Origin of the sequence: Oribacterium sp. FC2011 (genome assembly GCF_000701645.1) — a bacterium.
Taxonomy (GTDB): domain Bacteria; phylum Bacillota; class Clostridia; order Lachnospirales; family Lachnospiraceae; genus Oribacterium.
The window spans coordinates 199,177-213,952 of sequence record NZ_JNJM01000002.1 but is presented as its reverse complement, the minus strand read 5'-3'; the positions used below and the strand labels follow the sequence as shown (position 1 = coordinate 213,952).

Genomic DNA, 14,776 nt, shown 5'->3' with positions numbered 1-14,776 from the left:
GCGTCTGCAGTGCTCCGTCCGGCTTAAAATCATTTTTCAATCTTATATCCAACGCCCCAAACGGTGGTAATGATCTTGTTTTCTCTGCTGTCTTCCTTCATCTTTCCGCGGAGACGACGGATATGAACCATAACTGTGTTATTGGCCTCATAAACCTTTTCGTTCCATACCTTCTCAAATATCTCATCTGTGGAGAATACCTTACCGGGATGAGAAGCCAGAAGGAAGAGTATATCAAACTCAATAGGTGTAAGCTTTATATCCTCTCCGTCGATGATAACCTTGTGATTATCCTTATTGATAGTCATGTTGCGGATGGTTATCTCATTGTTAGTGAACTGGTTGGCCGCGTTCGGATTTAACTGTGTATATCTGCGAAGCTGTGACTTCACTCTGGCTGTCAGCTCAAGAGGATTAAATGGCTTTGTAACGTAATCATCAGCTCCTCCGGTAAGACCCACGATCTTATCAAGGTCTGTGGACTTTGCTGAAAGCATGATTACAGGGATATTGGACTTTTCACGGATCTTCTTGCACATCTCGAGACCGTTCATGCCCGGCATCATGATATCAAGGAGTACCAGGTGGATCTCCTGCTCATCCAGAATCCTGAGTCCATCCTCGGCGTTATAGGCTTTGAACACCTTATATCCGTCACTTACCAGATAAATCTCAACAAGCTCGGCGATCTCCTTTTCATCATCTACTACAAGAATATTAATCTGTGGCATAACTACTCCTTTTACTTTTTGTCTTTACTTCTTAATATCTTTATGTTCTACTGGTTTGAATAATTTCTTTTCAGACTTTTTGCGGCCCTTCAGCTTTTTGCTCTGCTCCATGGCTTCTTTGCACTGAAGCTCCTGGGAATTTATCTGCTTGCGGCCTCTCAGATCAGGGTGATGATACTCACCTTTCTCATCCATGATAGAGGCTTTAACATTATCCGCAAGTTCCAGATCCAGGATATGCTGAAGTCTGTTCTGAATGTCTTTGTCATGAACAGGGAACACAATCTCTATACGTCTGTCAAGGTTTCTCGGCATCCAGTCTGCACTTCCGAGATAATACTCCGGATCCCCGCCGTTTTCAAATCTGAAAATACGGGCATGCTCAAGGAAATATCCGACTATGGATCTCACACGTATATGATCGCTGAGCTTGGGTATGCCGGCTCTTAAGCAGCATATACCTCTGACTATAAGGTCTATCTCGACTCCTGCCTGACTGGCCTCATAAAGAGTTCCTATAACCTCAGGATCGCACAGAGAGTTCATCTTTGCTGTTATTTTAGCAGGAAGCCCTTTCTTTGCGTTCTCTATTTCCTTACGTATTTTTTTCAATACCCATTTTCTGAGCCATAAAGGTGCCAGAATCAGTTCATTCCAGTTCTCGGGCTCAGAATATCCGGAGATCATGTTGAAGAAATTGGAAGCATCCTCTCCGAATTCGGGACGGCAGGTGAAGATACCGAGATCGGTATAAAGCTTGGCCGTGCTGTCATTATAGTTTCCGGTTGCAAGATGCACGTATCTGCGGATTCCATCTTTTTCCCTGCGGACTACAAGGGCAATCTTACTGTGAGTCTTCAGTCCCACAAGTCCGTAGATAACGTGAGCTCCCGCTTTCTCAAGACGTTCCGCCCACTGGATATTGTTCTCTTCGTCAAAACGGGCTTTAAGCTCCACGAGAGCGGTAACATCCTTGCCGTTTGCGGTTGCCTCCTCCAGAGCCTTTACTATGGGGGAATTACCCGACACTCTGTAAAGTGTGATCTTTATGGCCAGGGTTTCCGGATCTTTCGAGGCATCCTTAATAAGCCTTACAACCGAATCAAAGGTTTCATACGGTACGGTCTCAAAGATATCCTTCTGCCTGATGCATTTAAATATGGAATCCTCATTATCAAGAGCCGGTACCGGCTGAGGAACATACGGAGGGGTCTTCAGATGCTCAAAGCCTTCCACATTATAAAGCTTCATAAGGAAGGTGAGATCCAGAGGACCGTTTATCCTGTAAACGTCATTTTTGTTCTCAATGGCAAGCTCTTTACGGAGTACCTTGAGAAGCCGCTTATCTATGGTGTCCTCCACCTCGAGACGCACTACTTCGCCCCAGCGGCGCTGCTTAAGCTGTTTCTTTATCTCTTCAAGAAGATCCGTTGCCTCCTCTTCGTCGATACTGAGGTCGGCATTTCTCATGATTCTGAACAAATGGGTGGATACTATCTCGTAATTCGCAAACAGCAGTCCCATATTACGCTCTATGACCTCTTCCAGTAATATGAAGACCCTCTGCTTCTTTCCGTCTGACAATGTTTCCTCAGGAAGCTCCACAAGACGCGGAAGAGTATTCGGCACCTGTACCATCGCAAACTCGAAGTTGTCCTGGGTGATGTCGAGGCCGGCTGCCTTTTTATGTTTCTTGCTGGTAATGCTCTTTCCCTTTACCTTCTTGGGTTTAACCAGAGCCGCGATATTCAGGGTTCTGTTAAGCACCAGCGGGAATGGCCTTGAGGAATCCACAGCAACCGGTGTAAGAACAGGATATACCTGCTCCTTAAAATACTTATCGATAAACCCGCCTTCCTCTTCAGTAAGCTTCTCATGCTCGGAGATGAGGTAAAGTCCCTGATTCCTGAGGGCAGGCAGTATGGACCTGTTGTAGGTTGAATACTGCAGGCTCATAAATCCCTGAACCTTTTCCGAGATGGCATCCAGCTGCTGCTGCGGTGTCATACCGGCTATATCCTTCTTCAGATATCCGGCATTAACCTGATCCTTGAGAGAAGCCACTCTGACGGTATAGAACTCATCCAGATTGGAGGCGGTAATGCTTAAAAATTTCAGTCTCTCAAACAAAGGCTCGTCATGATTCCTTGCCTCATAAAGACAGCGGGCATCAAAGTCAAGCCAGCTTAATTCACGATTTGTGTAGTTACCCGGATCAAAAACATTTTTAGTATTAAATGCCATGGCAAACTCCCTTATCAGTAGTTACCGAGTATCCTTAATTCTGACACCTGATCTCCCATGCCGGAAATTGCATTGATAACATTTGGCATGTCAAGTCTTCCTTCGATATCAACAAAAAAGCGATACTCAAAGATGTGTTCCGGAATAGGACGGGATGAGATCATAGTCATATTGACATCATTGAAAATAAAGTTTCCGAGGATGTTGTACAGAGCTCCCGGCTCGTGCTGAGCTTCAAAGCAGAGGCTTATCCTCTTTGCCTTATCGGTGTAAACCTTGTCCTTTCCGATAACGAGAAATCTTGTGGTGTTTGTTTTCTGCTGGTTCACTGATCTTTGAAGAATGTTGAGACCGTAAAGCTCGGCAGATCTTTCCGAGGCTAATGCTGCTATCGCGGCATCCCCCTTATCTTTCACGTACTTTGCGGCAACGGCTGTATTGATGACCGGAACCGGCTTTATACCGGGATGGGCATCAAAAAAGTCACTGCACTGTCCCAATGCCTGAGGGTGGGAATATACTTCCTTAAGTCCCGAAACGGAAGCTCCCTCTACACCCATAAGTGCATGTTCTACCTTTAAATCTACTTCCTCTATTATAGCAAGTTCGGGATATTTTATCATCAGGTCAAAATTGTCAGAAACCACGCCATGGCTTGAATTTTCGATAGGGATCACTGCATAGTCGGCTTTCCCCGCTCTCACCATGTCCGCTGCGTCCTTCCAGGTATGAACGCTTTCTATGTCATAATCTGTACCGAAACATTTAAATGCCGCAAGCTGGGCATAGGCACCTTCCACTCCCTGATATACAGCCTTCTTTCCTGTCTTATCTATCTCGCTTATTTTCGAAAAACCGGAATCAAAGTTCTTTCCGTGCTGAGTCATGATACCGAACTGAAGTCTCCGGGAAATGGTCATCATCTGACGATACAGTTCCTTAATTGCCTTCTTGTCAAAATCACTTTCCAGATAAGACGCCACCGAATCCAGCTTCTGCTGTTCTCTCGCAGGATCAAAAACTGCTTTTCCGCTGTTGATCTTTACTTCAGCAACCCTGGCACAGAGATCCATACGTTTCTTGTAAAGCAGGGTAATGTCTCTGTCTATGGTGTCAAGCTGATCCCTGATATCCAGAAGTGTCTCTTTGTTTTCCATGTGTCGGTCCCTTTCAGTCTCTGAATTATGTCTTTAAGCTTCTTTTGCTTTCAATTCCTTTATGCCCTCTATAACCTTGTCTCTGGCATAGCTTCCGATATGATTTCTTTCTTCTTCCGTAAGCTCACTCATAAGTATCGGCTCTCCGATCTTTACCTTAACGTGCTGAGGATGAATAAAAGGAAAATGGGATTCCAAAACTTCTCTGGTGTGTATCATTGAAATCGGCACTATCTTGCAGCCGGCCTTTTCTGCGATCTTGAAGGAGCCTTCCTTGAACGGCAGCATTTCTTCCTCCGTCTCACTATGAGAACGTGTTCCTTCGGGATAAATGTAAATGGAGATCCCGGCTTTCACGTACTTTATTGCTGTAAGGATAACCTTAAGGGATTGCCTGAGATCGTTTCTGTCTATCATGAGACAGCCTGCATAGTCCATCCATCTTGCCAGAGGCTTAATCTTCTGCATCTCTATCTTTGCAATAAAACCTGTCGGTCTGTCTACAAGTGTGTAACCTATAACCACATCAAAATATGAGCGGTGATTACCGACAAACATAACTGCCTCTTCTTTTGGGATGTTTGTGAGGTTTTCCATTCCTTCAACATCATAAGTAACCTTGCAGGAATTCAGGATGTTACGAAACAACACCTGCACCTTATTAAGGGTTGCAAGAGATCTTTCTCTTCTGTCCTCAACTTTTTCTATTTTTTTGGCATTAAAAATATCACCGATTGTGAAGAAAAAGATTAAATGTGCCAATGCAAGTATTGTGTAAATCATGAATTCCTCCTGAATCTTGACTCTTCTTCATGAAGAGCTTAAATCAATGCCCTTAATTCAAATAAATATATTTGATTTCGGGAAGGTATAACGTTATCCGGGAACATGGATTTTTTCTCAAAGAACGTCCGAGAAATGCGGGCGTACCCGTTTAAAGAATCCGAGTCCCATGAAAAATATGATGAGGGTAACAGCCCAAAAGTAAATGCTCAGTGTAGGTCTCATCCAAAACGGATCCCCTGTCAGCATTGAATCACGGTACCCTGCAACGATATAGTAAAACGGGTTTAACTTAAGTACTGTTCCGACCCAGGGTGCACGGCTTGTGAATAATGTCTCATCATACATAATGGGGCACATCCAGATGCCGAACTGAAGCATTATCCCTACTATCTGCTGCATGTCCTTAAAGAAGACATTAACAGCACTTGTAAGATAACCAAGTCCCAATGCCAGAACGGAAGCCGCAAAGCTGTAGTATAGGATCTGTATCCAGCTTGGCTGCGGCATCTTTCCGGAAATGAGATATGCCGCAAGCATGATAACTATAAAGCAAAGGTGTACAAAAAAGCAGGATGCCAGCTTTATGATGGGCAAAAGTTCCACCGGAAATACCACTTTCTTCACGAGATAGCTGTACTCATGAAGTATTCCGGTTATGGTGTTCATGGCTTCACTGAAGTAAAACCAGGGAACAAGGCCGGGAATCAGCCAGATTACGTAGCTTGTGTTGGGAACCGGAGGCGCCGATTTGAAGCCGTAGGGTCCGAAAATAAAAGCATAGATAGCTACCGTAACGAGAGGCTGGACAAACATCCAGATGATCCCGAAATAGGATCCAACAAATCTCTTTCGGAAATCTGACTTTGCGAGATCCAGGATCATCCTCCTTCTCCCGATGATATCCCTTATCAGTTGTTTTAAATATTTCATATATTTACAAGGGCTCTGTAATAAGCCTCTTTATAACTCCTCGAAAAATCTTAATAACTCATTATACCACTTTTTTGAGGTATTTCCTAATATTACAGGTTTATAAACAGATGGTTTTCATTATTGTATCATTTATCTTTTTTATCATCCTGTTTTGAAATTTTCCTACTGTGTTTTCATAAATCCAGGCTATTACAAAGAGGGCTATAAAGGTGGTGATCGCCAAAATAATGAACTCTTTGCTGTAGGATATACGGTTCACCATCAGTATATAAAGGTGTAAAGAAAAGCAGCTTATGAGCGGGAAATGAATAAGGTAAATCGAGAAGTTGGAGGGAGCCAGTGCTCTCAAAGGCTTTATCTCCAAAGCTTTTTGTAATGCGGGCGTATGCATTATGCCCAGTATCAGGAAAAAGCTGAAGCCTATTACCCAGTACATGTTCCAGATGAAGTATTTACTGATTTCCGGAAAATGTGCATGTATATAAGGAAACAGGATATTGGTGAGTCCTCCGGCATCCAGAAATACAGGCACTATCGCAACAGGCAGGAAAATGGAGTTGTTGCCTTTCTGTATATGTTCATTAATCCGCATCAGCACTACACCCATGAGCACCAGATGAAAGTGGAAGAAGTTTGGCTCCGGGAGATGAAAAAAACTGTAGATCATACAAAGAAGACAGATAATGTCATAAATAATAACTGCCGCCGCTGATCCGGATGATGCTTTCTTTTCTATGAGTTCCCTTACAAAATTATATAAAAAGATAAAACAGGTTCCGAAAAAGATGTACTTCATCATCCATAATGGGCCATTCAGTTCGCCGCTCATGGTCAGTGAGGCAGTGATGAGCCCGCTTAAGGTTGGCGCATGATTGTAGAAAGTGCCTATCCAGCTGTTATTCAGAAGTTGACTGGAAATGACAGTTGGAAATCCGATGGTGTAGTAAATCACAAACGAAATAAGATTTATAAAGAAAAACGGAATCACAAACCTGATATATCTTGTGATAAACTGTACAATCAGGTCTTTCAAAGACGATATCTTTTTATGTGCCGCCAGGTACCCTGCCAGCATACAGAACCCGTAAAGTGCCAGATTTGAATCCACCAGTATGGAAAGCGGCGGAAGAAAAAGCGCCTGGAGCTCCGGACGAAGATCCGGCTTGATCTCACACATTGTCCAGAAAGCTCCCGTAAAGTGAGTCCAGAAAATAATAAGACAAAAGATATATTTCAATGAATCAAGATAGTAAAGCCTCTTTGAAGCTGATTTCTCTGACATAAAAACCCCATAAAATGTTATTCGTTTTATTTAAAGCCATATCCAATCTGCTTTTTATTAAATAACTCTACTAAAAACGTGTAAAAATCTCAAGAAACAACTATTATGAGACGGACAAACCGCTCACGATGTGCTATCAATCGAGTGGGCCGGCACACATCCCTTGCATTTTCCGGACGGGATATAATAGTTCAATTGACACCCCTAATATGATATGCTTTGGTTGTTTAGAAGATTTTTGGAATTCGGGGGGCGCACATCAAGATGCTTAAGCTTCATAAGATATATTTTCTGACAATCCTTATTATGGGCATGATCTTTACGGCGGTGCTCCCGCCTCTTTCGGCCCCGGATGAAGTGCTGCATTTCGTCGGAGCCTATGAGCTTTCAAATAAGCTGATGCTTAAACCTGCAAGGGACACAAACGGAAATGTCATCATCCGAAAGGAAGACGAATACATCGTAAACTGGCCCGGAGACAATGACTGGAATAAAGCAACGGTTATCGGGCAGACACTGGACGCTTCAGTTTACAAGGAAATACATGATTATGGTTTCTTCGGCGTGAGAGAAGAAGGAGAAAGCATCACTCTGCAGCAGCCCGTGGCAACAACTCCACTTGCATATCTTATGCCGGCCCTTGGGATCACACTGGCAAGGTTTGTAAATCTCAGCGCTTTTGGGCTTCTGTTTCTGGGAAGATTTATGAACCTTCTGCTTTTCTCTGTTCTCGGAGCACTTTCCGTGAAAAGGACTCCCGTTGGAAAGAAAGTATTTTTTGCCGTATCTCTTTTTCCCATGGCACTTGAAATAGCGGGAAGCTACAGCTATGACTCCTACATCATGGCGCTGAGCTTTTACCTTACAGCGGTGATTCTTGACCACGCTGTCGGAAGTGAGAATCGTATGATAACAATCAGGGACATCGTGGAGATGGGGCTTCTTGCGGTGCTTCTGTCTCCCTGCAAGATGATATACTCAACGCTTTTTGCATTATGCCTCATGATTCCGATAAAAAAGTGGAAGAAGCCGAGCTTTGCGAGATGGGGTATGACAGTTTTGCTTATCGGAGCATTGATAATCGGCTCCATCGTGCTTGTGAATCTCCGTGAAGTGCTTCGTTATATCAATGCTTCCGGCGTGACCCAGGCACCGGAACTGACTTCTTCGGGAGAAGTAAACACTGTAAAGCTTCATGATCTCTCGGAACTCCTCCGGGATAAAACTTTAGTGTTCCGCATCATCAGAAACACCTTCCAGATCCTTGGAACCCAGTATCTGGGAACTACAGTCGGTATGTGGCTGGGAGCCTTTGACAGAGGCCTGGCAACGCCTGTACCTTTTCTTTTTGTATTCTGGATAGGCGCTATAATCACAGGAGCATATGATCCGGAAGAACCGGTTCCGGAAATTTGGAAAAGAATTATCATGGCAGGAACCGTTATCTTACTGACATTTATTCTGCTCACCAGCATGCTGCTATCCTATACCCCGGCGGACACCTTCTACATCTTAGGAGTTCAGGGAAGATACTTCCTCCCCTACCTGCCGGTGCTGCTGCTTTGCTTCCGGGCAAAGTGGATCAAAGGTCTTATCGAAAAACTTAACGCCATATCGGGAAAAGGGCTTTCCCAAAACCTAACAGCATCAATCCCTAAGCTATTTCTTATATTAGAAATTGTGATGGATGGAATAATCCTCGCCGGATGCTACCAGACTGTCGTTTCAAGAATGATATATTAGATGACCCTTCATCCGAGATATGTAGGCACTTCTAGTTCAAAGGTCCTATGGGACTATTTCCCTCGTATCCTGCTCTTTATTCTGTCAATCATGATGCCCACGAGCATCGGTACCAGCACCGGCACCACCAGATAAAGCACCCACCACTGCTGAGATAAAGGCGAAGGATACTGCGACAGATCCATACCCGGATCCCTGTAGTAGAATTTTCTAAGCAGCATATCCAGCATCTTGAAAACAAAGATGTGGAGCGCCATGATATCAAAACTGTATCTTCCGGCAGCTGCAAGAAGCGCTGCCACCGGATTCGGTCCCAAGGTAAACAAAGGACACGCTCTAAGCTTACTGTCTTCCGGAAGCTTATCATTGACCTCTACTCTCTCAACAAGCTTTGAAAGCATAATGGTGAAGAGTATTCCGAGAACTCCGCCAACATAATACCAGCATCCAAAGATATCCTGGCTTGCAAGATCGAACCATATCCCCGCATCTATGAATTTATTGAAGATGAAATAGATCAATACCACTGCCGGAATCATTATGGGCCAGCCAAGCTTGTCCTGCCAGTTCGGAAGGTATTTCTTCATGAAATATCCGAAAGCAAAAAACGGCTCTATCACAAAAGCAAGTTCCATATGATAAAGAATGTTAATGCCTTTGTCCACTGCATAGATTCCTATGAAAAGACATAACAGAGACATGATCACTATGCTGATATTTTCAGAGGTCTGATATTCCTGTGATACAGTTTTTTCACGAATGCTCGCGAGATTCACAAGCTTTTTCACGTCTCTGTGTTCGGACTTATAATCCGCTGCGGAAGTCACATTTGATTTTTCCGCATCCTTATTCGGATTTTTACCATCTTCCGCAGAGGATCCCGCAAAAGCACCGGAAATCTTGTTTGAAAGATATATAACTCCGGCAAAAAGCACCGAACCCAAAAGCCAGAGAGGCACAAACCACATGGGGCCCGAATAAAGTTCAGGTCTTTCAAGCACCATACTGCCCATGATGGATCTCAGAAATTCAGGTCCGTCATAAATCACTGAACCGGGTGTCATTAGACCGTGTACCACACAGAAGTTGTGGGTAATTGCAAAGAAAATGCAGTACAGCATGTACCTTCCCCAGGTTCCCTTTATACGTTTCCCAAAATACCTGAAAGGATCACGTCCATACTTTTCTTCATTAAAAAAATATCCCGTTACAAAAAAGAACAGAGCCAGATGGAAAAGATATACTATGGCTCCGCCAACCTTTCCGGTGTGACCGAAAACGATAAACACTATTCCAAAGCCCTTAAATATATCCCATAAAAGATATCTTTGTTTCTCGCCCTTAACTGATGTCATTTCCTTCACCCTGTTCTGATGTCCCGTTTTATTTTGCCGGCTTTACATCTTCAAGTCTTTCATGAGCCTTCACTGAAGAGACTCCCCGATCATCTGTGGATCTCAATGTTTTATCATCCATTTCATTCTTTTCTTTAAGCGCCAGCTCCTGAACCAGATTCCTGAGCTTGTCCTCCAGAGAACTCACCCTCATGCTCATGGAAAAAAGTCTCATGATCAGGATAAATATCATGAAGAGGAACAGGAAATTGGCAGTGCTGTAAATCCCCAGAAGTCCTGCCAGGGCATCCGGCACCACAGGAAATACCGCGAACACTACGAACATGAATACCAAAAGAATCCAGAATATAGAATCCTCAATATTCAGTTTTGCCTTGTGTATCCTGTTAAGGACCACTGTCAATGTTCCGACAGATGCGACCACCAGTACAGCTCTGAAAAGCGGTGTCATCATAATACTGTTTCTCCTCAAAAATAGTTGTTTAGAAATCAATTTCCCCAATAGTGTTTATTCATAGTAAGCTTCAATATGGTTTTCTTTGAAAGCTTCTTATAGTTCCTTCCCAACCTGAAACCTATATACTTGCAACCGGAAACCCAAATGAGTCTGACCACCGAAAAAAGCTTTCCTTTTTTCATAAGTGCGGCTGCATTACCCTTTACCAGTTTAATGCCTTCGCCCTCTGACTTGAGGCCTCCGAATACCTCCGGATGATCCGCCTGAGAAACTCCCAGATCAAAGTTTCTTCTCAGCTGCTGCATGCCGGTGTAATTATGTGCATGGAAAACCGCTGCTTCGGCACAGTAGGCACTGGCGTAACCTGCTTTAAGCATCCTGCAGCAGTAGATCATATCCTCATTAAAGATAGTATGGTCAATAAATCCACCAAGCTTGTCGAAAATATCCCTTCTGTAAAGACAGCATACATTGGACTCAAAATAGGTCTTGATGCCAAGCCGCGGCAGATCCTCGATGGTTTTTACGAAAGATTGTGCCGGATAATTAAAGCTCCTTGAATACTTTTCATCCTCTGAGCTCTCTCCCGTCGCAAGCTGCCTTCCGTAAACCGCCCCGATTTCCTTATCCTGTGATGATTCCATCATCTTCACAAGATTCTCCACCATATGTTCGTCCTTCGGCACAGCATCATCTGTCATCATAAGGAAATAATCCGCCCGGGATTTGGAAACTCCGAGATTTCTGGTGGCGCCATGATCAAACTCCTTAGCCGAAATATCTGTCACGGAGACATTCTCATAATCCTGAAGGAGCCTTCGGTCCAGGAATTTTTCTTCTGTGTTAACTATGATCACGCGGTTCACAGGATAAGTCTGTTTTTGGAGCATTTCCTGCTGCCTTATGAACTTGGATCCCGGTTTGTAGGTCGGGATGATAACATCAACTGTTTTCATTGATTTTCCTCACCGAAACTATTGTATACAGTGTAAAGATAACCGTAAGGAGTGACATCAGCATAACATAGTTAAGAGCGCCGCCAAACATTCCCCGGGTTCTCACCATGGGGCCTGCCGTTAATATCGCCACCGCAGCCGTCATCACATAACCTATAAATATCTGAAGCTGTTTCCGGACGGTCACAAGAATATAGTACATAACATTGGCAAAGGCATAAAGTGAGCCGCCAACTATGAGAAGTGCAAATGTCATAAATTCTGACACCAGCTTTCCATCAGCGGAAGGTCCCAGGAGAAATTCGAATACTCCGAGCCCGAAACGTCCGAATATAAAGGTCAGTATCAAAATCAAAATACTAAGGACCGCAACCGCCTTTACCATGTAAATACAAGTCCGGTCAAAGGCCTTCCTATTGTTCTCGCTGTAGTAGGTTGCCAGTTTTGTAAGCATTGGCCTGATAAGAAAATTCGCGATGAGATAAATAAATGATGTGGGCATGAAAAGTACGTTAAAGTACCCGGAAGCCGCATCTGAAAGCTCGGCGTCAATGGCATACTTCGAGGCCGAGAAAATGTAAAAGTCCACAAAAACGCTGAGGAACAAAAGAGCTGTTGAGGATATAAGCTCGTAGGATTTTTTGAATTCACGCTCTGATGGAGCGAGTCCCTTTCCGAGAACTCTCACGGCAAAAAGTTTTGTTCCCATAATCTGCATCACATCTGCTGCTGCAACCGCAATCAGAAGATTTCCGGACACAAGCAGCACAAGAAGCAATGTCAGAACCGAAAGACTTGTTCTGAACGCAAGGGACTGTCCGGTACGGTACAGCTTATCCTGTCGCTGAAGCTCTGACTCATAAACATCAGCATAACCGTCTATGATTTTATATACGGATAGCAAAACAAGGATCATCGACTTATGGATATCATAATTTCCTTCCATCATCTGTATGCCGACGAACAAAAGGCTTCCCAAAAAAGCCAGCAGCGATGTGATCCGCCTGGTAAGAAGATAATCCGAGAAGCTGAACTGTCTTTTCATATCCGTTATATGAAACGGTCTGATGCCGAAGTAGGAAATGATGAACATCTGCTGCCCAAGGGTTGAGAAGCCGAAACCGAATATTCCTCCCTCTGAAGGTCCTGCAATACGTATCACCGCAAAGGCGAGAACTATGGAAGCCATTGCATAGATAAGACTTCCTAACGCATTCCATATAAAATCTCTGTTGGATTCAATAATGATATTTTTCATGAATCTTACCTGCTGCTCTGTATGACCAGTATGGATATGAGCATCCTTGCCATATATTTCATTGCGTTCACAGGCTTCAGATATGATTCCCCTGCAAGCCTGTCATCTATAGTCACGGGAGCTTCGGTAACCTTTGCACCCTTTTTGATCAAAAATGAAATGGTATCCGGTTCCGGCCCGTAATTCAGCCTGTTGGCAAAGCTGTCGATAACGCGTCCGCTGTACATCCTTAATCCGCAGGTGGGATCGGTTATGGTCTTTCCGGTGGTGATCTTGATAGCCACTGAAATGAGTCTCGAGCCTATCTCACGCATGGAGCCGCCCTTTTTCTTTTCCAGAAAGCGGGAACCCTGGACAATGTCATAATCCCCTTCTTTCATCTTCTCATACAGTGTTTCTATATCTTCGGCACGATGCTGCCCGTCTCCGTCAAACTGAACGGCGTAGCTGTAGCCCTTCCTGTAGGCATATTTCATACCTGTCTGGAAGCAGCCCGCAAGTCCGAGATTGGCCGGAAGGGATATATAGTTATAATGCTCCCGTTCGCAAAGCTCCACAGTACCGTCGGTTGAACCGTCGGAAATGATGATGTAATCCATGGGGAACTTTTGCGCCTTGATGTCTGCCACAACCTTCGGAAGATTCTCCGCCTCATTATAGGCAGGTATGACCAAAAGCACTTTTTCTCTATTTGAATTTTCCTTTAATGCTTCCGCCATACAGATCTCCATTCCGCCGCAATTGACCTGCAGCACATATAGCATTGAAAAGTATTTTTCACATTAATCTCCATTCTGCCTTCAAGCTGCGGCACAAATAGTGATGGAATATATTTTTCACACTACATCTTTATTTCCATATATTTTCTGGTCATAAAGCCGCATTTTTGCTTAGGCAGTTCTTCCATCTTCTGACCGTCAAAAATGCGCATATGATTCTTTATCATGGGAACGCCTGAAAGCTCCGTAAAGGCTACGCCTCCGGAGAATCGGGGATTACATTCAACAAAATAATAAACTCCTGAGCCCTCACCGCGGATAAACTCGAAGTTAACGCAGCCCGTGATACCGGCGCGCTCAGCTATCCTGCAGCATACATCCTGAAGAACCTCATCCTCCATTATCCTTACGCTGAGTCCCGCACCGTTTGCCGTACGGAGAAGCTCTTCTCTCGGTACCGCCCTGCAGTTTCCTTTGGTATCGCGAAGGATGTCCACGGTGATAACATTACCCTTTATCATAGGCTGAACGATGTATCTGGTAAGATTTGTATCATTCAGCTTTTCGGGATCGATGATGTTTGAAAATGCAAAGCCCAGCTGATCCTCATGGTAGATTCGGTAAAGTCCGCCTGAGCTTCTTCCGTCCACAGGCTTAAGGATAAGTGGATAAGTAACCTGCTCAAAATCCACTTCCTCAGCAAGCTTTGTAGGAATGATCCTGACAGCACCCTTTACCTCAGGCTCCTCTATCTCATTAAGAACACCTTCAACCAGACGGCTCATGAGATACTTGTCTCTCAGTACCTCGATTGCCTCTTTCGAAGACATGCAGATGGTTACCTTTTCGTTTTCCAGTTCTTCTCTGTGGCGGTTAAGTACGTCAATCTCCACATCGATGAGTGGAAGGATGCGGTCCACATGCTCCTCTTCACATACCTTTTTTATAAAGGAAATGTAGGCTTCTTCATCACTTGCGTAGGGCGCTTTGTAAAACACGTCCACATCAAGGGAGGCTGCAACCCACTCTTTATCATATATGTCGCTGCCCACTACCTTATAGCCCATCTCATGAAGACTTCTTATAACCGCGTCCGCGGAAAAGGAGCCGATGGCTGTGACCAGCGCTGTTCTTTGTTCTGTCATTTTGTTCTCC

At 44.2% G+C, this 14,776-nt stretch carries 13 protein-coding genes; 1 reads left to right on the top strand and 12 read right to left on the bottom strand.

Annotated features, from left to right (window positions below):
- Window positions 1-29: 29 nt before the first annotated feature.
- From T357_RS0102350 to T357_RS0102325, 6 genes are all read right to left on the bottom strand, one after another.
- On the bottom strand, window positions 30-731 hold the full coding sequence (locus T357_RS0102350; protein ID WP_031548240.1) for a response regulator transcription factor: 702 nt from the start codon (window positions 729-731) through the stop codon (window positions 30-32).
- A gap of 24 nt (window positions 732-755) precedes the next feature.
- Complete coding sequence (locus tag T357_RS0102345; protein ID WP_031548239.1) at window positions 756-2,975, bottom strand: RNA degradosome polyphosphate kinase; 2,220 nt, start codon at window positions 2,973-2,975, stop codon at window positions 756-758.
- Between the two features lie 14 nt (window positions 2,976-2,989).
- Window positions 2,990-4,132 (bottom strand): prephenate dehydratase, encoded by a 1,143-nt coding sequence (gene pheA, locus T357_RS0102340; protein WP_031548236.1) that lies wholly within the window; start codon window positions 4,130-4,132, stop codon window positions 2,990-2,992.
- Between the two features lie 33 nt (window positions 4,133-4,165).
- Window positions 4,166-4,915, bottom strand: coding sequence for a lysophospholipid acyltransferase family protein (locus T357_RS0102335; protein ID WP_031548234.1), 750 nt, complete (start codon window positions 4,913-4,915; stop codon window positions 4,166-4,168).
- 117 nt (window positions 4,916-5,032) lie between these two features.
- Window positions 5,033-5,848 (bottom strand): ABC transporter permease, encoded by an 816-nt coding sequence (locus T357_RS0102330; RefSeq protein WP_031548232.1) that lies wholly within the window; start codon window positions 5,846-5,848, stop codon window positions 5,033-5,035.
- A gap of 100 nt (window positions 5,849-5,948) precedes the next feature.
- A complete protein-coding gene (locus T357_RS0102325) occupies window positions 5,949-7,133 on the bottom strand; it encodes an acyltransferase family protein (RefSeq protein ID WP_031548230.1) in 1,185 nt (394 codons plus the stop codon).
- 264 nt (window positions 7,134-7,397) lie between these two features.
- Between T357_RS0102325 and T357_RS0102320 the strand changes: the two genes are divergently transcribed.
- A complete protein-coding gene (locus tag T357_RS0102320) occupies window positions 7,398-8,876 on the top strand; it encodes a DUF2142 domain-containing protein (RefSeq protein ID WP_049962221.1) in 1,479 nt (492 codons plus the stop codon).
- Window positions 8,877-8,929: 53 nt separating this feature from the next.
- Here T357_RS0102320 and T357_RS0102315 read toward each other — a convergent pair whose 3' ends face one another.
- The 6 genes from T357_RS0102315 to T357_RS0102290 form a co-directional block, all read right to left on the bottom strand.
- Window positions 8,930-10,231 (bottom strand): acyltransferase family protein, encoded by a 1,302-nt coding sequence (locus T357_RS0102315; RefSeq protein WP_031548226.1) that lies wholly within the window; start codon window positions 10,229-10,231, stop codon window positions 8,930-8,932.
- Window positions 10,232-10,259: 28 nt separating this feature from the next.
- Window positions 10,260-10,685: a DUF2304 domain-containing protein gene (locus tag T357_RS0102310; RefSeq protein ID WP_044915893.1), complete on the bottom strand. Its 426-nt coding sequence runs from the start codon at window positions 10,683-10,685 to the stop codon at window positions 10,260-10,262.
- A 35-nt stretch (window positions 10,686-10,720) separates the two neighbouring features.
- On the bottom strand, window positions 10,721-11,644 hold the full coding sequence (locus tag T357_RS0102305; protein ID WP_031548222.1) for a glycosyltransferase family 2 protein: 924 nt from the start codon (window positions 11,642-11,644) through the stop codon (window positions 10,721-10,723).
- Entirely contained in the window at window positions 11,631-12,902 is a 1,272-nt protein-coding gene (locus T357_RS0102300) for a lipopolysaccharide biosynthesis protein (protein WP_044915891.1), read from the bottom strand. The genes T357_RS0102305 and T357_RS0102300 overlap by 14 nt, the downstream gene beginning before the upstream one ends.
- 5 nt (window positions 12,903-12,907) lie before the next feature.
- Window positions 12,908-13,621: a glycosyltransferase family 2 protein gene (locus tag T357_RS0102295; RefSeq protein ID WP_031548218.1), complete on the bottom strand. Its 714-nt coding sequence runs from the start codon at window positions 13,619-13,621 to the stop codon at window positions 12,908-12,910.
- Window positions 13,622-13,743: 122 nt separating this feature from the next.
- Window positions 13,744-14,766 carry an ATP-grasp domain-containing protein gene (locus tag T357_RS0102290; RefSeq protein WP_031548216.1) on the bottom strand — a complete coding sequence of 341 codons (1,023 nt, stop codon included), beginning with the start codon at window positions 14,764-14,766 and terminating at the stop codon, window positions 13,744-13,746.
- Window positions 14,767-14,776: the final 10 nt, after the last annotated feature.

Excerpts from the sequence above, each read along its gene's own strand:
- T357_RS0102350 (WP_031548240.1), bottom strand. The coding sequence starts at position 731 with ATGCCACAGATTAATATTCTTGTAGTAGATGATGAAAAGGAGATCGCC.
- T357_RS0102345 (WP_031548239.1), bottom strand. The coding sequence starts at position 2,975 with ATGGCATTTAATACTAAAAATGTTTTTGATCCGGGTAACTACACAAAT.
- pheA (WP_031548236.1), bottom strand. The coding sequence starts at position 4,132 with ATGGAAAACAAAGAGACACTTCTGGATATCAGGGATCAGCTTGACACC.
- T357_RS0102335 (WP_031548234.1), bottom strand. The coding sequence starts at position 4,915 with ATGATTTACACAATACTTGCATTGGCACATTTAATCTTTTTCTTCACA.
- T357_RS0102330 (WP_031548232.1), bottom strand. The coding sequence starts at position 5,848 with ATGAAATATTTAAAACAACTGATAAGGGATATCATCGGGAGAAGGAGG.
- T357_RS0102325 (WP_031548230.1), bottom strand. The coding sequence starts at position 7,133 with ATGTCAGAGAAATCAGCTTCAAAGAGGCTTTACTATCTTGATTCATTG.
- T357_RS0102320 (WP_049962221.1), top strand. The coding sequence starts at position 7,398 with ATGCTTAAGCTTCATAAGATATATTTTCTGACAATCCTTATTATGGGC.
- T357_RS0102315 (WP_031548226.1), bottom strand. The coding sequence starts at position 10,231 with ATGACATCAGTTAAGGGCGAGAAACAAAGATATCTTTTATGGGATATA.
- T357_RS0102310 (WP_044915893.1), bottom strand. The coding sequence starts at position 10,685 with ATGATGACACCGCTTTTCAGAGCTGTACTGGTGGTCGCATCTGTCGGA.
- T357_RS0102305 (WP_031548222.1), bottom strand. The coding sequence starts at position 11,644 with ATGAAAACAGTTGATGTTATCATCCCGACCTACAAACCGGGATCCAAG.
- T357_RS0102300 (WP_044915891.1), bottom strand. The coding sequence starts at position 12,902 with ATGAAAAATATCATTATTGAATCCAACAGAGATTTTATATGGAATGCG.
- T357_RS0102295 (WP_031548218.1), bottom strand. The coding sequence starts at position 13,621 with ATGGCGGAAGCATTAAAGGAAAATTCAAATAGAGAAAAAGTGCTTTTG.
- T357_RS0102290 (WP_031548216.1), bottom strand. The coding sequence starts at position 14,766 with ATGACAGAACAAAGAACAGCGCTGGTCACAGCCATCGGCTCCTTTTCC.